The sequence below is a fragment of the Streptomyces sp. NPDC036813 genome (assembly GCF_055609245.1).
The window spans coordinates 309546-328525 of sequence record NZ_JBVJPV010000001.1 but is presented as its reverse complement, the minus strand read 5'-3'; the positions used below and the strand labels follow the sequence as shown (position 1 = coordinate 328525).

16 protein-coding genes are annotated in these 18980 nt (G+C 71.8%); 4 read left to right on the top strand and 12 right to left on the bottom strand.

The features are described from left to right. Positions 1-6: 6 nt before the first annotated feature. From ACZ67Q_RS01365 to ACZ67Q_RS01340, 6 genes are all read right to left on the bottom strand, one after another. On the bottom strand, positions 7-585 hold the full coding sequence (locus ACZ67Q_RS01365; protein WP_471174971.1) for a sugar kinase: 579 nt from the start codon (positions 583-585) through the stop codon (positions 7-9). Next, positions 582-1730: an ROK family glucokinase gene (locus ACZ67Q_RS01360; protein WP_471174969.1), complete on the bottom strand. Its 1149-nt coding sequence runs from the start codon at positions 1728-1730 to the stop codon at positions 582-584. Before ACZ67Q_RS01360 ends, ACZ67Q_RS01365 begins: the two co-directional genes overlap by 4 nt. 117 nt (positions 1731-1847) lie before the next feature. Next, entirely contained in the window at positions 1848-2639 is a 792-nt protein-coding gene (locus tag ACZ67Q_RS01355; protein ID WP_471174967.1) for an ATP-binding cassette domain-containing protein, read from the bottom strand. Beyond that, positions 2636-3667 (bottom strand): ABC transporter permease, encoded by a 1032-nt coding sequence (locus ACZ67Q_RS01350; protein WP_471174965.1) that lies wholly within the window; start codon positions 3665-3667, stop codon positions 2636-2638. The genes ACZ67Q_RS01355 and ACZ67Q_RS01350 overlap by 4 nt, the downstream gene beginning before the upstream one ends. Further along, positions 3664-4668 carry a sugar ABC transporter substrate-binding protein gene (locus ACZ67Q_RS01345; RefSeq protein WP_471174963.1) on the bottom strand — a complete coding sequence of 335 codons (1005 nt, stop codon included), beginning with the start codon at positions 4666-4668 and terminating at the stop codon, positions 3664-3666. The genes ACZ67Q_RS01350 and ACZ67Q_RS01345 overlap by 4 nt, the downstream gene beginning before the upstream one ends. A gap of 230 nt (positions 4669-4898) precedes the next feature. Further along, on the bottom strand, positions 4899-5636 hold the full coding sequence (locus ACZ67Q_RS01340) for a GntR family transcriptional regulator (protein ID WP_471175975.1): 738 nt from the start codon (positions 5634-5636) through the stop codon (positions 4899-4901). 129 nt (positions 5637-5765) lie between these two features. Between ACZ67Q_RS01340 and ACZ67Q_RS01335 the strand changes: the two genes are divergently transcribed. Next, complete coding sequence (locus ACZ67Q_RS01335; RefSeq protein ID WP_471174961.1) at positions 5766-6770, top strand: Gfo/Idh/MocA family protein; 1005 nt, start codon at positions 5766-5768, stop codon at positions 6768-6770. Positions 6771-7050: 280 nt separating this feature from the next. Here ACZ67Q_RS01335 and ACZ67Q_RS01330 read toward each other — a convergent pair whose 3' ends face one another. The 3 genes from ACZ67Q_RS01330 to ACZ67Q_RS01320 form a co-directional block, all read right to left on the bottom strand. Beyond that, the gene (locus ACZ67Q_RS01330; protein ID WP_471174959.1) at positions 7051-8235 is read right to left on the bottom strand and encodes a cytochrome P450 family protein; all 1185 of its coding nucleotides are present in this window, start codon (positions 8233-8235) and stop codon (positions 7051-7053) included. Between the two features lie 94 nt (positions 8236-8329). Continuing rightward, positions 8330-9010, bottom strand: a complete 681-nt coding sequence (locus ACZ67Q_RS01325; RefSeq protein ID WP_471174957.1) for a response regulator — start codon at positions 9008-9010, stop codon at positions 8330-8332. 136 nt (positions 9011-9146) lie between these two features. Next, entirely contained in the window at positions 9147-10403 is a 1257-nt protein-coding gene (locus ACZ67Q_RS01320; RefSeq protein ID WP_471174955.1) for a sensor histidine kinase, read from the bottom strand. Positions 10404-10598: 195 nt separating this feature from the next. Between ACZ67Q_RS01320 and ACZ67Q_RS01315 the strand changes: the two genes are divergently transcribed. Next, positions 10599-10799, top strand: coding sequence for a hypothetical protein (locus ACZ67Q_RS01315; RefSeq protein ID WP_471174953.1), 201 nt, complete (start codon positions 10599-10601; stop codon positions 10797-10799). Positions 10800-10903: 104 nt separating this feature from the next. On the opposite strand, the gene ACZ67Q_RS01310 is transcribed toward ACZ67Q_RS01315, so the two are convergent. From ACZ67Q_RS01310 to allB, 3 genes are all read right to left on the bottom strand, one after another. Then, a complete protein-coding gene (locus ACZ67Q_RS01310; RefSeq protein ID WP_471174951.1) occupies positions 10904-11299 on the bottom strand; it encodes a ribonuclease domain-containing protein in 396 nt (131 codons plus the stop codon). A gap of 228 nt (positions 11300-11527) precedes the next feature. Further along, positions 11528-12643: an allantoicase gene (alc, locus tag ACZ67Q_RS01305; protein ID WP_471174949.1), complete on the bottom strand. Its 1116-nt coding sequence runs from the start codon at positions 12641-12643 to the stop codon at positions 11528-11530. A gap of 71 nt (positions 12644-12714) precedes the next feature. Beyond that, positions 12715-14052, bottom strand: coding sequence for an allantoinase AllB (gene allB / locus ACZ67Q_RS01300; RefSeq protein ID WP_471174947.1), 1338 nt, complete (start codon positions 14050-14052; stop codon positions 12715-12717). Between the two features lie 294 nt (positions 14053-14346). On the opposite strand from allB, the gene ACZ67Q_RS01295 reads away from it, so the two are divergent. Next, positions 14347-15150, top strand: a complete 804-nt coding sequence (locus tag ACZ67Q_RS01295; protein WP_471174945.1) for an IclR family transcriptional regulator — start codon at positions 14347-14349, stop codon at positions 15148-15150. Positions 15151-16462: 1312 nt separating this feature from the next. Then, positions 16463-18835, top strand: coding sequence for an ATP-binding cassette domain-containing protein (locus tag ACZ67Q_RS01290; protein ID WP_471174943.1), 2373 nt, complete (start codon positions 16463-16465; stop codon positions 18833-18835). Positions 18836-18980: the final 145 nt, after the last annotated feature.

Sequence of the window (18980 nt, the reverse complement as noted above, 5' to 3'; positions counted from 1 at the left end):
CCGGGCTCAGGGCACCGTGCGGGAGACGACGTACACCATCGGGTTGTCCGGGTCGGCCGTGTTCACGACGATGTCCTGGGTGGGCGCCGGGTTCTTCTGCTCGTGCACCAGGCCGCTGTACGGACCGGGCCCGGTGAACTTCCATCCGGTGACCTTCTGGTCGCGGTCACTGATAGCGATGTCGTTCGGGCGCAGTTGGCTGCGGTGGGCGCCGATCCACCGCAGGAAGTTGTCCAGATTGGTCGCGGAGGTCTGGAACTGGACGTAGAGACGGCTGGTCTTCCAGTTGTTGGTCTCGTAGTAGGCGACCTCGTACGACTGCCTGGGGATCGGCACCTGGTACAGGCGGCGCTGCACCCCGGACGGCCAGCCCGCGGTCAGGCCGGTCGCCGAGTACTTCGCCTCCTTGTCCTTCCCGCTGTCGCGGCTCTGGTTCGCCGAGATCACCAGGTAGCCGGCCGGGACGCCGATGAGCAGCACGATGATCAGCAGGGTGAGCGCCCGGCGGCGGATGCGGTGCCGGCGGTCCTCGCCCGGCTGCTCCTCGTCAGCGGGGGGTGCCTGGTGGGGAAGCGAGGCGGTCATGCGGAGTCCCGGGCGGCGCGGCGCGCCTCGACGTACCGCTCGTAGCGCTCGTGGCGCTCCACCCGGCGCCGGTTGGCGCGGCGGAACCGCCGGGCGACCAGCCGCGCCAGGTCGGCGGCGCCCACCATGCCGGCCTCGGGGCCGAGCTGAGCCCGCACGATGCGCGCCTCGGGGCGGTAGCCACGTCCGGTCAGGTGCCGCTTGAAGGCGTCCCGCGCGGGGCCGATCAGCAGGTCGTCGGCCGCGGAGACGCCGCCGCCGATGACGAAGCAGGAGGGGTCGAGGGCGGCGGCGAGGTTGGCGATGCCGACGCCGAGCCACTGGCCGATGTCCTGGAGCAGTTCCACGCACATCGCGTCGCCCTCGCGGGCCAGCTCGGTGATCATCGGGCCGTTGATGTCGGCGATGTTGCCCTTGACGTGCTCGATGACCCCGTACGCCACCGGGGAGTCCGCGGCGGCCAGCTCCCTGGCCTCCCTGACCAGGGCGTTGCCGGAGCTGTACTGCTCCCAGCAGCCGCGGTTGCCGCACGGACAGCGGTGACCGCCGGGCACGACCTGCATATGGCCGAACTCGCCCGCGACGCCGTACTTGCCCCGCTTGACCTGGCCGTCCTCGAGGATCGCGCCGCCGATGCCGGTACCGAGCGTGATCATGACGAGGTGGTCCTCACCGCGGCCGGCGCCGAAGCGCCACTCGGCCCATGCGGCGGTGTTGGCGTCGTTGTCGACCAGCACCGGCACCGACAGGCGGCCGGCGAGGCGGTCGCGCAGCGGCTCGTTGCGCCAGGACAGGTGCGGGGCGAACAGGACGCGGTTGCGGTCGGCGTCGACCCAGCCGGCCGCGCCGATGCCGACGGCGTGCACGTCGTGCCGGTCGGACAGGTCCAGCACCAGCTCGACGATGGTGTCCTCGACGACCTTGGGGCTCTTGGACTTGTCCGGGGTCTCCGTGCGGAGCTTCTCCAGGATGTTGCCGTCGGCGTCCACGACACCGGCCATCACCTTCGTACCACCGATGTCGATGCCGACGGTGGGCACACGGGGGGCGGTCAGGTGGGACCGGCGCTCCCTGGTGCCGACGGTCCGCAGCGCGGTGGCCCGGCGGGAGCCGATGGGGGCCGTGAAGTTGCCGTAGGTGCTCATCGCCGCCGATTCTGCCCCACGGGTGCCTTCGGCGACCAACGGGGAAACGAGGGGGTGGTTCTCGACATACGCCGTCTGCGGGTCGTTCTCGGCTTGGCGCGCGGTTCCCCGCGCCCCTTACCGGCGCTGCAGTTCGTGGCGTAGTTCGTCCAGGTCGCTTCCGCCTGCCATTTGGCTCGTCAGCTCGTCCAGGGTGATCTCTTCGCGTGTGTGGTTGCCCACCATCGTGCCTCGCTTCAGGAGGACGAATCTGTCGCCCACCAGGTACGCGTGGTGCGGGTTGTGGGTGATCAGTACGACACCGAGACCCTCGTCACGTGCTGCGGCCACATACTTGAGGACCACGCCGGACTGTTTCACACCCAGGGCGGCCGTCGGCTCGTCCAGGACCAGGACCTTCGCGCCGAAGTGGACCGCACGCGCGATGGCCACGCACTGCCGTTCGCCGCCGGAGAGGGTGCCGATGGGCTGGTCGACGTCGCGCAGGTCGATGCCCATGCGCAGCAGCTCCGCGCGCGTGGTGCGGCGCATGTGGTCGACGTCCATGCGCTTGAACGGGCCGACGCCCTTGCGCGGCTCGGAGCCGAGGAAGAAGTTGCGCCACACCGGCATGAGCGGGACGACCGCGAGGTCCTGGTAGACCGTGGCGATGCCCTGGTCCAGGGCCGCGCGGGGCGAGGAGAGACGGGTCTCCTCGCCATTGATGCGCAGTACACCCTCGTCATGCTGATGCAGACCGGCGATCATCTTGATCAATGTTGACTTGCCGGCGCCGTTGTCGCCCAGGACGCAGGTGATCTCCCCCGCGTGCACCTCGAGGGACACGCCTTCAAGGGCGCGGATGTTCCCGTAGTGCTTGCTGACGTCCGACAGCTCGACGAGTGCCGTCCGGGCCTCGGGGTGCGTCATGTCGTGGCCTCCGCGCGCTTGCGGACCCAGGCGTTGAGCAGGGTCGCGAGGAGCAGCATCGCTCCGAGGAAGAACTTGAACCAGTCGGGGTTCCACTCGGCGAAGACGATGCCCTTGCTCGTCATGCCGAAGATGAACGCGCCGACGGCGGACCCGACCGCGCTGCCGTAGCCGCCGGTGATCAGGCAGCCGCCGATGACGGCCGCGATGATGTAGATCAACTCGTTGCCGACGCCCTCGCCGGACTGGACGACGTCGTAGCTGAACAGCAAGTGCTGACCGGAGATCCAGGCACCGAGGGCCACGCCCATGTACAGGCCGATCTTGGTCTTCGCGACGGGGACGCCGACCGCGCGGGCCGCGTCCTGGTTGCCTCCCACCGCGAAGATCCAGTTGCCCGCGCGGGTACGCAGCAGGATCCAGGAGGCGACGGCGACCAGGGCCAGCCACCACAGGATGGTGACCTTGATGTCGACGCCGCCGACGGTCAATGTCGAGGCGAAGACGTCGTGAGCGGTCGGGAAGCCCTCCATGTCCGCAATGGTCTTCGTCGACACCGTGCCGTCGATCAACTTGGTGAAGCCGAGGTTCATGCCGGTCAACATCAGGAAGGTGCCCAGCGTGATGATGAAGCTGGGCAGCTTGGTGCGGGTCAGCATGAACCCGTTGAAGGCGCCGATGGCCAGCGTGACCAGCAGGGACACACCGACGCCGACCCAGACGTTCGCGGTCGCCTGGAAGCTGAACATGGACGAGATCAATGCCGACGACGTCACCATGACGCCGGCCGACAGGTCGAACTCTCCGCCGATCATCAGCAGCGCGACCGGGACGGCCATGATGCCGATGGTCGAGGACGCGTACAGGACCGTGCTGAGGCTGGAGGCACGCAGGAAGCTGTCGGCGAAGAACGCGAAGAAGACGAAGACCGCGACCGCGCCGACCACCGAGCCCAGCTCGGGACGGGCGAGCAGCTTGCGCAGCGGCGAGGCCTCAAGGAGCCGTTCGTCCGCGGTGGTGGCGGTCATCGGGTGCCTCGCTTCGTGTACTCCTGCAGCGCGGCGGCCTGGTCCTTGGTGATGATCTGCGGGCCGGTGAGGACCGGGCGCCCGCCGCCGAGGACGTCGTTGTTGTACCGGTACAGCCACAGCAGGTCGACGGCCTGGTAGCCCTGGAGGTAGGGCTGCTGGTCGACGGCGAAGCCGAGGGTGCCGTCCTGGAGTTCGGTGGCGACCTTGGCGTTGAGGTCGAAGGTGTCGATCTCGGCCTTGCTGCCCGCGTCCGCCTTGGCCTTCACGGCGGTGTCGGCGTAGGGGGCGCCGAGGGTGACGACGGCGTCGATGGACGGGTCGGCCTGGAGCTTGGCCCCGATGCCGGACTGCACGTCGGGCATGTTGGTGCCGTTGACGTAGACGCGCTGCAGGGTGCCGTGGAAGGTCTTGCCGATGCCGTCACAGCGCTGCTCGTGACCGACGTTGCCCTGCTCGTGCAGCACGCACAGGGCCTTCTTCCGGCCGCGCTTGTTCAGCTCCTCGCCGACGGCCTCACCGGCGATCGTCTCGTCCTGCCCGACATGGGTGAGCGCGCCGAAGGCCTTGGACTCGGCGGAGCCGGAGTTCACGGTGATCACCGGGATGCCGGCCTTCTCGGCGCGCGCGACGGCGGCCTTCATGGCGTCGGGCTTGGCGAGGGTGACGATGATGCCGTCGACCTTCTTGTCGACGGCGGCGTCGACGAGCTGCGCCTGCTGCTGGGCCTCGTCGTCGTGCGAGTACAGGAAGTTGATGTTGTCCTTGACGGCGGCCTGCTTGGCGCCGCTCTGGACGATGTCCCAGAAGGTGTCGCCGTCGCCGGAGTGCGTGATCATCGCGAAGGTCCACCGGGGCGTGTTCACCGCCGCCCGGCCCTGCGCGGCCGCGGCCTTGCGGGCGTCCTCGGCGCGTTTGCCGCCGGTGCTGCTGCACGCCGACAGGGACACACACAGTGCCCCTGCCAACGCGATCCCTGCCCAGGTCCGAAACCGTGCCACGAGGCCGTGCCCTTCTTGCTGTCTGCTGTGCGGTGTCCTGCGAGCGGGGCCCGATGGTCTCGTCCGCCTCAGCAGTCCCACCGGCCCCAAACGCTCCAGTATCGGGCACGAGTCACCCCCACTGAGCGCCCGGGGAGCCCACGCCGGTCTTATTGTCCGGACATTACAACGAAGCCGGGGCGCTGAAACAACGGGGCGGAGTCAGGGGAGCCGGAACGGCGACAGCGGAGTCAGGACCGTACGAGCAGCTGGAACTCGAAGGAGTAGCGGCTCGGGCGGTAGATGTGGTCGCCGTACTCCACCGCGCGCCCCGTGTCGTCGAAGGTGGTGCGCTGCATGGTCAGCAGCGGGGCGCCCTCGCTCTCCGTGAGCCGCTCGGCCTCGTCGGCGGTCGCGCCGCGGGCCCCGATCGACTGGCGGGCGCTGTGCAGGGTGATCCCGGCGCTGCGCATCAGCCGGTACAGACCGGTGGCCTCCAGCTGCGCGGTGTCAAGGTCGAGCAGCCCGGTCGGCAGGTGATTGCACAGGTACGCCATCGGCTCGCCGTGCGCGAGCCGCAGCCGCTCCACCCGGTGGACGTCGCCGCCCTCGGCCACTCCGAGGGCGGCCGCGACCTCGGCGGACGCCGGGACGACCGCGTTGACCAGGACCTTGGTCGCCGGACGCTGCCCCGCCGCCTCCAGGTCGTCGAAGAGGCTGCTGAGCTCCAGCGGCCGCTTGACCTGGCTGTGCACGACCTGGGTGCCGACCCCGCGGCGGCGCACCAGCAGACCCTTGTCGACCAGGGACTGGATGGCCTGGCGGACCGTCGGCCGGGACAGGCCGAGCCGTGCGGCGAGCTCGATCTCGTTGCCGAGCAGGCTGCCCGGAGTGAGGGTGCCGTGCTCGATCGCGGCCTCGAGCTGCTGGGAGAGCTGGAAGTACAGCGGCACGGGAGAGCTGCGGTCCACACGAAGTTCGAGCTGCACGGTCGGGTCCACTTCTGGTTTCGGCACGGCCCGAGCGTAGCTCCGAGCGCTGTTGACGGGAAGTTGTGTAGTTCGGTTGTCCGGACATACGCATTGACAGGGGCCGGATCGCGACCTCACTTTGTTTCCATGCGCATCGGGGTCATCGGTACGGGCCGGATCGGCACCATCCACGCGAACACCCTCAGTCGCCATCGCGACGTCGGTTCGCTGATCCTCACGGACGCCGACCCGGCACGGGCCCAGGAGCTCGCGCTGCGGCTGGGCGAGACGGCGGCGCCCGGGGTGGACGAGATCTTCACGTGGGGCGTGGACGCCGTGGTGATCACGACGGCGACGCAGGCCCACGCGGAACTGATCGGCCGGTCGGCGCGCTCGGGGCTGCCGGTGTTCTGCGAGAAGCCGATCGCACTCGACCTGCCGGGCACACTGCAGGCCATCGCGGAGGTCGAGACGGCCGGCACGGTGCTGCAGATGGGCTTCCAGCGCCGTTTCGACGCCGGCTACGCGGGTGCCCGGGAGGCGGTGCGCTCGGGGCGGCTCGGACGGCTCCACACCGTGCGGGCGGTCACCTCCGACCAGACGCCGCCGCCCGCCGCGTGGCTGCCGCTGTCCGGCGGGCTGTACCGGGACACGCTGATCCACGACTTCGACGTCCTGCGCTGGGTCACCGGCCGGGAGGTGTCCGACGTGTACGCCGCCGGGTCCGACGCCGGGCCGGCGATGTTCCGTGAGGCGGGGGACGTGGACACCGCCGCGGTGGTGCTGACCCTGGACGACGGCACGCTCGCCACCGCCACGGCGACCCGGCTGAACGGCGCCGGGTACGACGTGCGCATGGAGCTCGCCGGGGAGCGGGACCAGATCGTCGTCGGGCTGGACGACCGCACGCCGATCGCGTCCACGGAGCCGACCGGGCCGCCGGCCGCGGACAAGCCGTGGACCGGCTTCCTGGAGCGCTTCGCGCCCGCGTACGAGGCGGAGCTGATGGCGTTCGTGGAGGTGGTCCGGGGAGAGCGGGCCAACCCCTGCGACGGACGCGAGGCCCTGCAGGCGCTGCGGATCGCCGAGGCCTGCGAGGTGTCGCGACGCGAGCGGCGACCGGTACGGCTGGCGGAGGTGGCGGGGGCGTAGGAACGGCCGGCGGCGGCCGGGCCCAGCGGCGGCCCTCGGCCACGTCGACGTGAGCCTCGCGCCAGGCTCCCCTGCCGGCGGACCCTCGGCCACCTGGACGTGTGAGCCCCGCGCCATGGCTCCCCTGCCAGCGCCACGGCCACGTCCACGCGTGAGCCCGCGCCGAGGCTCCCCTACCGGCAGCCGCCGACCGCGTCGACGCATGAGCCCCGCGCCGAGGCCCCCTGCCAGCCGGCCCTCGGCCGCGTCGACGCGTGAGCCCGCGCCTCGGCTCCCTTCCCTACCACCGCACCGGCAAGCTCCGTACCCCGCGTATCAGCGTGCCCGGGAGCCAGGGGCCGGGCGGGCCGGCCAGGGAGAGTGCCGGGGTGCGTTCCAGCAAGGAGCGCAGGGCGATCTGGGCCTCGAGGCGCGCCAGGGGTGCGCCGAGGCAGTAGTGGACGCCGTGGCCGAAGGCCAGGTGGCCGCGGGTGTCGCGGCGGATGTCGAAGCGGTCGGGCTCGGGGAAGCGGTCCGTGTCCCGGCCGGCGGCGGTCAGCCCGACGAGCACCGGCTCGCCCCGCTCGATCCGCCGGCCCGCGATCTCCAGCGGCTCCGCGGCGAAGCGGAACGTCGTGTTCTCCACCGGCCCCTCCCAGCGCAGCGTCTCCTCCACCGCGCCGTCGACGAGGCTCCAGTCGGCGCGCAGGGCGGCGAGTTGAGCGGGGTGGGTGAGCAGCGCGTGCACGGCGTTCGTGATGAGGTTGACCGTGGTCTCGTGGCCGGCGATGAGCAGCAGGAAGGCCATGCCGCGCAGTTCGTCCCCGGAGAGCCGGTCGCCGTCCTCCGTCACCGTGCGGATCAGGTCGCCGAGCAGGTCGTCGCTCGGGCCGGCGCAGCGCTTGTCCTCGATCAGGTCGGAGAGGTACGCGCCGAGCCGGGCGAAGGCGTCCTGCTCGCTCGCGGCGCTGCTGGGCGCCACGGCCTCCGTCGACATGCGGCGGAACGCCGCACGGTCCGGCTCGGGCACACCGAGCAGTTCGCAGATCACGGTGATCGGCAGCGGATAGGAGAAGGACTCCACCAGGTCGGCCCGGCCGAGCGGCAGCATCGCGTCGAGCAGGCCGTCGGTGATCTGCTGGATCCGCGGCCGCAGCCGCTCCACCCGGCGCATGGTGAACGCGCGGGAGACGAGGCCGCGCAGCCGTGTGTGCTGCGGCGGGTCGGTGGTGAGCAGGTGTTTGCCGATGTACTCGTCGTCGAGAAAGGTCAGCCCGATCCGGGCGGTGTCCTTGACCAGCCGCGGGTCGGTGAGCGCGGCCCGGGACTCCTCGTGGCCCACGACCAGCCAGGTCTCCTGATGGCCCTCGCCCGTGGGCAGCCGAACCCGGTGCACCGGGCCGCGCTCGCGCAGCGCGGCGTACGCCGGATGCGGGTTCTCGGTGAACCCGGTGCCGAACTCCTCGACGTCGATCACTTCGCCCACGGCTCTCCCCCTCGTTCGGTCCGCTCCGGGCCGGCCACCGCGGACCGGCCGTCGCACGGCCCTTGACTCTCCTTCCAACGCACGGGCGCGGCCGTCAGTGCCCGCCGCGGCCGGTTTCGTCGGCCAGTCCGGCGTCGTACGCCAACAGGGCGATCTGCACACGGTTGTTGAAGCCCAGGCGGGCCAGGATGCGCGAGACGTGTGCCTTGACGGTGGCGACGCTCATGAACAGCTCGGCGGCGATCTCCGCGTTGGACAGGCCCCGGCCCACCGCGACGGCGACCTCGCGTTCCCGCTCGGCCAGTGTGGCGAGGCGTTCACGCGCGCGTGCGCCGCGGGTGTCGGCGGCGGTGCCGGCCGCGTGGAGCATCAACTGCCGGGTGACGGCGGGCGACAGGACCGGATCCCCGGCGGCGACCTTGCGGACCGCGTCGATGATCTCGGCGGGCGGGGTGTCCTTCAGGACGAACCCGGCGGCGCCCGCGCGCAGGGCGCGCAGGACCTGGTCGTCGGCGTGGAAGGTGGTCAGCAGCACGACCTGCGGCGCGTCCGCGCGGCCGCGCAGCCCCTCGGTGGCGGTCAGTCCGTCCACGGACGGCATGCGGATGTCCATGAGCACCACGTCCGGATGCGTGCGGTCCACCAGTTCGGCCACCTCGCCACCGTCGCCCGCCTCACCGACGATCCGGATGTCGTCGGCCCCGCCCAGCATCAGCGACAGACCGGCCCGCACCAGCGGGTCGTCGTCGACGAGGAGCACTCTGATCGCAGTCATGGCCCTACGAAACCACGGCCGCCGCGCGACCCGCACACGGCAACTGGCGGAACAGCGGCAGATCATGGCATTGCGTCAAGTCGGCGGGGCAACCGTGCGCGGCAGAGGGCGGGCCGCGCCACCTCCGCCCCCCGCTTCACCCCCACGGCAGCCACGCGCGTACCTCGAAACCGCCGTCCGCGCGCGGGCCGTGTTCCAGGTGGCCGCCCGCGAGGGTGGCGCGTTCGGTGAGGCCGATCAGCCCCTGGCCGGAGCCGGGCACCGGCGGGGGTTCGTGGTCGGCGGCCGGGTTGCGTACGGCGATGGTGAGGCCGTCTCCCGGGGCGCCGGTGACCGTGACGGTGACCTCCGTGCCGGGGGCGTGCTTGCGGGCGTTGGTCAGGCCTTCCTGGGCGATGCGGTAGGCGGTGCGGCCCACCGAGGCGGGGACGCCGGCGGCGTCGGTGACGTGCTGGTCGAGCGTGACCTTCATGCCGGCCTCGCGGGACTCGGCGACCAGGGCCTCCAGCGCGGCGAGCGTGGGCTGCGGGCGGCCCGCGTCGTCGGCGTCGCCCGCGCGCAGGACACCGATGATCTCCCGCAGGTCCTGCAGGGCCTCGTGGGCGCTCTCCCGGATGACGCCGGCCGCCCGCGCGATCTCCTCGCCGGGGGCGTCGGGGCGGAACTCCAGTGCCCCGGCGTGCACGCTGAGCAGCGTGAGCCGGTGGGCGAGCACGTCGTGCATCTCACGGGCGATGGCCTCGCGGGCGAGCCGCTGCGCCTGCTCGGCGCGCAGCCGCGCCTCCGTCTCGGCGCGCCGCGCACGCTCCCGCAGGCTCAGCAGCAACTGCCGCTTGGAGCGCACGAACATGCCCCAGCCGACGACGGCGACGATGAGCACGTAGACGAAGGCGACGGCGGCGGGATAGGACAGGTCGGCGTCGGGCCGTGCCCAGTAGTAGAGCGGGATGATCGCGAGCTCGGCCGCGCCCACCCAGGCCACGTACCGGAAGGGCCGGTGCACGGCCAGGGTGAACAGGGCGATGAGGTAGGCGCCGCCGGCGGTGTCGGAGACGAAGTTGACCGCGGTCAGGGCGATGGCGAGGGCGACGGGCCAGCGGCGGCGCAGCCATACGGCCGCGCAGGCCGGCACGCCGAGGACCTGGTCGGCGACGGCCAGCGCGTGCGGGATGTGCGGGTTGTCGCCCACCGACTGGGCGGCGGTCAGCCCGATGACGACGGCCAGCGCGAAGCAGGAGAAGTCGACGGCCCAGTCGCGCGCGGTGCGCCGGGGCCGTCCGGCGCGCCCGGTGACCGGGTCCAGTTCATGGGTCAGGGCGGACGGCAGCCACCACCGCCGACCGGGCAGGACCGGCGCGTGCGCCGCTCCGTCGTCCTTCGCAGTCCACTTCATGAGCGACCAATCCACGAGCGACCAATCTACGGAGCGCGAGCGGGCCTCGGTCGCCCGTGCGGGCGGTCGTCGACCGAAGTCGCCCGGGCGCCGACTTTGGTCGTACGCGCCGCCCCGCGACCCGCCACCCGGGTCGCGCGCGTCTCGACGCCCGGCCGATGCGGGCGGGGGATGCGCGGCGCGAGGCTCGTGCCCATGAAGACGCTGCTCGAGACTCTCGGATTCATCGCCCTGGTGCAGGGCGCCATGGGCCTGCTGCACGAGTTCACCGACTGGCACGTGGGCCTGGTGCAGCGGATCGGCCTGCTCGACGGCCACGAGGTGTATGCGAGCGTCGCGCTGATCGTGCTGGCGATCGCCCTGTTCGCGGCCGCCGAGCGCGTCAAGGCGGAGTGAGGCCGACCGGACAGCCGGCTCGGCGGCTTCGGTCAGCCCCGGGGGCCACCGACTCCGCGGCTTCGGTCAGCCCCGGGGCCGGTGGCTCAGCAGACTCGGCAGCCTCAGCAGCCGTAGTCGACCAGGTCGAACGTGGCGTAGTGGTCGGCGGTGTAGTAGTCCTCCTGCTGCTCCTCACCGGTGACGATGCGGCGGGCGCCGCGGGTGGGAGAGCCCGGCGTGATCACCGTGTACTCGTGGTAGTAGCCGCTCGTCCGGCTCGGCAGGACTCCTTCCCTGTTCTGGAAGACGACGCCGTCCTGGTCGTACGGGAAGGGGCCGCCCTGTTCGATCAGGTTCAGGGTGTCGTGTGCCTGGGACGGCAGGTCGCTGTAGCAGATGCTGCCGACGGACGCGGCGGCCGCGCCGGCCGGGGTGGCGGAGACGGTGCCGCCCATGAGGAGGGCGGACAGGACTGCGGCTGCGGCGCCGAGGCGCGAGATGCGTGGGGGGAATCTCATGGCGGCATGATGACGCGCGTAGACGCTGGCATGTCAATGACAATCACGGGGTCTCCCCCTTTCCCTCCCGCGTGTTCGCGCGCCGTTAACTCAGGGCTGGGCCCCCTCCGGGGGCGGACGGCGGCCACTCGGCTCGAGCGAGCACTCTGCGACGGACGGGGACACGCGCGTGGGGCGCACCGGTGCTGTCAGGCCGGTGCGCCCCACGGGTCCTTCGGGGGCTGTGGGTCAGCCGCCCAGTTCCTGGTGGCGGGCCGCCAGGCGGCTCGCGCCGGCCTCGGTCAGCGAACCGAACAGGCGCAGGCGGGAGATGCCGCCGTCGGGGAAGATGTCCACGCGCGCGTGCGTGCCGACGGCGGGGGCCGGCAGGACGAAGCGGTGGTTGGTGTCGGGCTGCATCCGGGTGCGCGGGAGGATCTCCACCCACTCGCCGTCCTCGCCGTCCTTGACGGAGACCGACGCCCAGCCGGCGCTGTTGCCCTTGAGGTAGGCGGTGTCGATCTCGATGGCGCGGATCTCGGACTGGGCGACCAGCTGGTAGCGGATCCAGTCGTTGCCCTGGTCGCGGCGGCGGCGGGTCTCCCAGCCGTCGTCCATCTTGCGGGAGCGGCCCGGCTGGATGGTGTTGGTGGCCGGCGAGTAGAAGAGGTTGGAGGCGTCCTCGACCTTGCCGCCGTTCTCCAGCGCGACCACGTCGAACGTGCCGAGCACCTCGAGCCACTTCGGGTCGGGTACGACCTCGCCGTAGACGCGCAGGCGCGCGACGCCGCCATCAGGGTGCTGCTTGAGCCGCAGGTGCGTGAAGCGCTGCTCGACGTCGACCGCGAAGCCGTTGGCCGCGTGGCCGCCGACCGCGGTGCGCGGGACGAGCGTCGTCCACTTCACGTCGTCGGCGAGCAGCTCCTCGGGCGACGGCGAGCCCGGTACGGAGGTGGCCTCGAGGGAGACGGCCTGGGGGTAGTTGCCGCGGAAGTGGGCGGTGTCGACGACGACGCCGCGGACCACGCCGGGGGCGCCGAGGCGGATCAGCGCCCAGTCGTGGTCGTCCTCGGTCGGCCACGGGTGCGCGGCGGAGGCGCCGCGCCGGCGGCGGGTCTCCCAGCCGTCCATGACCTTGCCCTTGTGCCCGAAGTGCTCGGGGTCGAACTCCGCGGCCTCGGGGACCAGCAGGTTCTCGCGCTGGGCGAAGAACTCGTCGTTGGCGGCGATGACACCGGCGCCGAGCTGCCGGTCGGCGAGGTTGGCGTGGTGGGTGAAGGGGAAGTCGGCGGTGCGGTAGTCCGCGTACGGGTCGCCGCCGGAGTAGGGGTTCGCGTCGCCGGTGAAGCTGGGTATCGCCGTCACGGTGATCAGGTCCTGCCTTTCGGTTCTACAAGTCGCTACGGGGATGGGAGTGGTCGACGGCGCTCCTTCGGTCAGGCGGACCGGTTGAGCAGACGGCCCTTGGGCTCGGTGAACTCGCCGTCGGCGACGATCCGCTCGCCGCGCAGCCAGGTCGACCTGACCACGCCGTACAGGGTGCGGCCGGCGTAGGCGGTGACGCGGTTGCGGTGCTGGAGCTCGGCCGGGTCGACGATGAAGGTGTCGTCGGGGGCGAGGACGGCGAAGTCGGCGTCGCGGCCGACCTCGATGGCGCCCTTGGAACCGAGGCCGACCAGGGCGGCCGTGCGCTGCGACATCCAGCGGACGACGTCCTCGAGGCCGTGGCCGCGTTCGCGCGCGGCGGTCCACACGGCGGAGAGGCTGAGCTGGAGGCCGGAGATGCCGCCCCAGGCGGTGGCGAAGTCGTCGGTCTTGAGGTCGGCGGTGGACGGCGAGTGGTCGGTGACGATGCAGTCGATCGTGCCGTCGGCGAGCGCCTCCCACAGCAGGTCCTGGTTGGCGGCCTCACGGATGGGCGGGCAGCACTTGAACTCGCTGGCGCCGTCCGGGACCTCTTCGGCGGTGAGGGCCAGGTAGTGCGGGCAGGTCTCGACGGTGATCGCCACGCCCTCCGCCTTGGCGGCGCGGATCAGCGGCAGCGCGTCGCTGGAGGACAGGTGCAGCACGTGCACGCGCGCGTTCAGCCGCTTGGCCTGCGCGATGAGGTTCGCGATGGCGGTGTCCTCGGCGTCGCGCGGGCGGGAGGCGAGGAAGTCCGTGTACTTGGGGCCGCCGTGCTGCGGGGCGGCGGCGAGGTGGTGCGGGTCCTCGGCGTGCACGATCAGCAGGCCGTCGAAGCCGGCGATCTCGGCCATGGACTGGGCGAGCTGCTCCTGGTCGAGGTGCGGGAACTCGTCCACGCCGGACGGCGACAGGAAGCACTTGAAGCCGAAGACGCCGGCGTCGTGCAGCGGGCGCAGGTCCTTGACGTTGTCCGGCAGGGCGCCGCCCCAGAAGCCGACGTCGATGTGCGCCTTGTCGCGGGCGACGTCCTGCTTGACGCGCAGGTTGTCGACCGTGGTGGTGGGCGGCAGGGAGTTGAGCGGCATGTCGATCAGGGTCGTGATGCCACCGGCCGCGGCGGCGCGGGTGGCGGTCCAGAAGCCCTCCCACTCGGTGCGGCCCGGGTCGTTGACGTGCACGTGCGTGTCGACCAGGCCGGGCAGCAGGACGTCGTCGCCGAAGTCCTCCAGGCGGGCCGTGGCCGGTACCTCCGCGTCGTGGTCGAGTACGGCGGTGATCGTGCCGTCGGCGACCACGACGGACGCGGGCCGCGTCCCCTCGGGAGTGATGACGCGCCTCGAACGCAGGACCAGTTCAGCGTCGGACACCCGGACCCCTCTCTCTGCCACCGTGGGCCGCCTCGAAGGCCTCGGCGGCCTCCGTGCGTCTTCCACACAGCGGAATTTCAACGAACTGTTGAAGCTACTTCGGGAGTCTTCACTCCCGTCTTCGCGTCGTCAAGGGCACACTCATCCACAGTGCACCCGATCCGCCCACCCTGGACGTTTCCACAAAGCGGAATTAGAATTCCGTCAGATAGAACGTAGCTACGCACAAGCGGGGAGTCAACCGACTGCCGGGTAGGCTGCTGCCTCTTCAGTCAGTCCCGAAAGGAACGCGCCGTGCCGACGTCCAGCGCCAGCACCACCGACTCCGCCAAACCCGCCGCCACGGGGGGTGTCCAGTCCCTGGAGCGCGCCTTCGACCTGCTGGAGCGCATGGCGGACGCCGGTGGCGAGGTCGGCCTCAGCGAGCTGTCCGCGAGCAGCGGACTGCCCCTGCCGACCATCCACCGCCTGATGCGCACGCTGGTCGCGTGCGGTTATGTCCGCCAGCAGACCAACCGGCGCTACGCCCTCGGCCCGCGCCTGATCCGCCTCGGCGAGTCCGCCGCGCGCCTGCTCGGCACCTGGGCGCGGCCGTATCTCGCCCGCCTGGTGGAGGAGACCGGCGAGACGGCGAACATGGCGCTGCTGGACGGCGACGAGATCGTGTACGTGGCGCAGGTGCCGTCCAAGCACTCGATGCGGATGTTCACCGAGGTCGGTCGCCGGGTGCTGCCGCACTCCACGGGTGTGGGCAAGGCGCTGCTCGCGGACTACCCGCCGGAGGAGGTACGGGCCCTGCTGTACCGCACGGGGATGCCGGCGGCGACGGACAAGACGATCACCACGCCGGACGACTTCCTGGCCTCCCTGGAGGAGGTGCGCCGGCTCGGCTACGCGATCGACGACAGCGAGCAGGAGATCGGCGTCCGCTGCCTCGCGGTCTCGGTACCGAACTCCCCCACGGCGGCGGCCATCTCGATCTCGGGCCCGGCGGGCCGCGTCACGGAAGCCGCCACGGAAAAGATCGTCCCGATCCTCCAGCAGGTGGCCGAGGAACTCTCCGAAGCGCTGACCAGCTCGGGCAACAACGGCGGCTGACCCCTGCCGGGGGCGCGCGCGGCAGGATCTCGCCGCCGGCGCCCGAGGATGCACCCGGTGACCCGGCCTGCGGCCGGGGCGCGGCACCGGGGCGGCCGGCCGCGGGCCCTGAGCCAGGGCCGCAGGCACCGGCCGCGGAAGACACGGAGCGCAGGGCGGCATACACCGGCCACCGAAGACACGGACCGCAGGGCGGCGAGCGGGCACAGGCCGCCCGGGGCGCGGAGCGCAGAGCGGCGAGCACACCGGCCGCCGAAAACGCGAAGCGCAGAGCGGCGGACACACACCGGCCGCCCGGGGCGCGGAGCGCACCTCGGCAGGGACACCAGCCGCCAGGCCCAGAGGGGCCGTGGACGCCAGGGGCGGGACGGCGTGAAGCCCGGCGCAGACCGCCACCCGGGGCCCCGGCCGACGAGGCCCACCCGTGGCGCGGCATACCGACCGCCGAAGACACGGACCGCGGAGCGGCGAGCAGGCACCGGCCGCCCGTGGCGCGGAGCGCACATCGGCAGGGACACCAGCCGCCAGGCCCGAAGGGGCCGTGGACGCCAGGGGCGGGACGGCGTGAAGCCCGGCGCAGACCGCCACCCGAGTACCGCCATCCCGGGGCCAGGTCGGCGAGGCCGTCAGGGCCAAGGCGACGCCAGGGCCACCAGTGGAAGCCGTCAGGGTCAAGGCGACGCGAGGACCACCGGCGGGGGACGTACACCAGTACCACCTGCGCAGACACGCTCGCCTGGTCATGGACGCGGGCATGCTCGCAGGGCCGTGGGCGCGGGCGTGCGCGTCCACCAGGACCACCTGCTCAGGCCGCTCGCAGGGCCGTGGGCGCGGGCGTGCTCCCCGGCCCCGGGCGCTGGCGCAGGACGCAAGGGGCCCAGCCGAGGCGACGTGGCGACGCCGAGTTCTGACGCGTCGGAGTCCCGGCACACCCCGCAGGTGGACGGGGCCGAGCGCACCCCGTCGTACCGACGAGCCCCCGCTCTGGCGGCGTAGGGGGCCTGGGGCCTCGGAAGCGCCCCGAGGCACCCCACAGGCAGCCGCACGCTCCCGCGCACGCCGCAAGGCTGACGCAAGGCTGACGCAATCACCCCGCAGGCGGACGCCCACCACAACACACCCCCGTCGGGCGGACGGGTTCCGCGCCCGTACCGCAGATCCCGTCCGCCGCCGCAGGCGAAGGTCAGGATTCGAGAAGCGCTCGCCCCCCGGTTCCACGTAGCGTGAGCGGCACGGGTACCCGTGGGGCGTCGGTCGGGCCGGCGGGCGCCGAGGGTGTCCGTGATCGAGGGTCTGAACGGATGGAGACGCCATGACCAAGGCCACGGGGACCGGCCACGCCGCCGACAGCCATGACCTGATCCGCGTGCACGGGGCGCGCGAGAACAACCTCAAGGACATCAGCGTCGAGCTCCCCAAGCGCCGGCTGACGGTGTTCACCGGCGTCTCCGGCTCGGGCAAGAGCTCCCTGGTGTTCGACACGATCGCCGCCGAGTCGCAGCGGATGATCAACGAGACCTACAGCGCCTTCGTCCAGGGCTTCATGCCGACCCTCGCCCGCCCCGACGTCGACGTCCTGGACGGCCTGACCACCGCGATCACCGTCGACCAGCAGCGCATGGGCGCCGACCCGCGCTCCACCGTCGGCACCGCCACCGACGCCAACGCGATGCTGCGCATCCTCTTCAGCCGCCTCGGCAAGCCGCACCTCGGCTCCCCCAAGGCGTTCTCCTTCAACGTCGCCTCGATCAGCGGGGCCGGCGCGGTCACCGTGCAGCGCGGCGGGCAGAGCGTGAAGGAGCGCCGCCAGTTCAGCATCACCGGCGGCATGTGCCCCCGTTGCGAGGGCCGCGGCTCGGTCACCGACATCGACCTCACCCAGCTCTACGACGACAGCAAGTCCCTCAGCGAGGGCGCGCTGATGGTCCCCGGCTACAAGTCCGGCGGCTGGAACCACCGCCTCTACACCGAGTCCGGCCTCTACGACGCGGACAAGCCGATCCGGAAGTTCACCAAGCGGGAACTCCAGGACTTCCTGTACCGCGAGCCGACCCGGATGAAGATCGCCGGCATCAACATGACCTACGAGGGTCTGGTCCCGCGCATCCAGAAGTCGATGCTCGCCAAGGACAAGGAGGCGATGCAGCCGCACATCCGGGAGTTCGTGGAGCGGGCGGTCACCTTCACGACCTGCCCCGAGTGCGAGGGCACCCGCCTCAACGAGGGCGCCCGGTCCTCGAAGATCAAGGGCCTGAGCATCGCCGACGTCTGCGCGATGCAGATCAGCGACCTGGCCGCATGGGTGCGCGAGCTGGACGAGCCCTCCGTGGCGCCGCTGCTCGCCTCCCTGCGCGACACCCTCGACGCCTTCGTGGAGATCGGCCTCGGCTACCTCTCGCTCGACCGGCCGGCCGGGACCCTCTCCGGCGGCGAGGCCCAGCGTGTGAAGATGATCCGCCACCTCGGCTCGTCCCTCACCGACGTGACGTACGTCTTCGACGAGCCCAGCATCGGCCTGCACCCGCACGACATCCAGCGCATGAACGACCTGCTGCTCCAGCTGCGGGACAAGGGCAACACCGTGCTCGTCGTGGAGCACAAGCCGGAGCTGATCGCGATCGCCGACCACGTCGTCGACCTCGGCCCCGGCGCCGGCACGGCGGGCGGCACGGTCTGCTTCGAGGGCACGGTGCAGGAACTGCGGGCCAGTGGCACCCTCACCGGACGCCACCTGGACGACCGGGCCCGCGTGAAGGAGACGGTCCGCACGCCTACCGGAAAGCTGGCGATCCGGGATGCCACGACGCACAACCTGCGGTCCGTGGACGTCGACATCCCGCTCGGCGTCCTGGTCGTGGTCACGGGTGTCGCCGGCTCCGGCAAGAGCTCGCTCGTGCACGGGTCGATGCCGGCCGACGCCGGTGTGGTGTCCATCGACCAGACCCCGATCCGCGGCTCACGGCGCAGCAACCCGGCGACGTACACCGGACTGCTGGAGCCGATCCGCAAGGCGTTCGCCAAGGCCAACGGCGTCAAGCCGGCGCTGTTCAGCGCGAACTCCGAGGGCGCCTGCCCCACCTGCAACGGCGCCGGCGTCGTCTACACCGACCTGGCGATGATGGCCGGGGTCGCCACGACCTGCGAGGAGTGCGAAGGCAAGCGCTTCGAGGCGTCGGTGCTGGAGTACAAGCTCGGCGGCCGCGACATCAGCGAGGTGCTGGCGATGTCGGTGGCCGAGGCGGAGGAGTTCTTCGCCGACGGGGAGGCGCGTACGCCGGCGGCGCACAGGATCCTGGACCGTCTGGCCGACGTCGGGCTCGGGTATCTCACGCTCGGCCAGCCGCTCACCACACTGTCAGGCGGAGAGCGGCAGCGGCTGAAGCTGGCGACGCAGATGGGCGAGAAGGGCGGCGTCTACGTCCTGGACGAGCCGACGACGGGTCTGCACCTGGCCGACGTCGAGCAGTTGCTCGGCCTGCTCGACCGGCTGGTCGACTCCGGGAAGTCGGTCGTCGTGGTCGAGCACCATCAGGCCGTCATGGCCCACTCGGACTGGATCATCGACCTGGGGCCGGGCGCGGGACACGACGGCGGGCGGGTCGTCTTCGAGGGCACGCCGGCGGAGTTGATCTCCGCGCGGTCGACTCTGACCGGTGAGCACCTCGCGGCGTACGTCGGCGGGTAACCTCCGGCGGTTCGGCGGCTTGCCCGGTGCCTGCGGCGGCCGGGCAGGCGCCTTCTCGTCCGCCGGGTGCGGTTATCCGGCGGGTGCGGGTGCACGGTGGCTTGTCGCGCAGTTCCCCGCGCCCCTTCTCGGCGCTGCCCTGCCC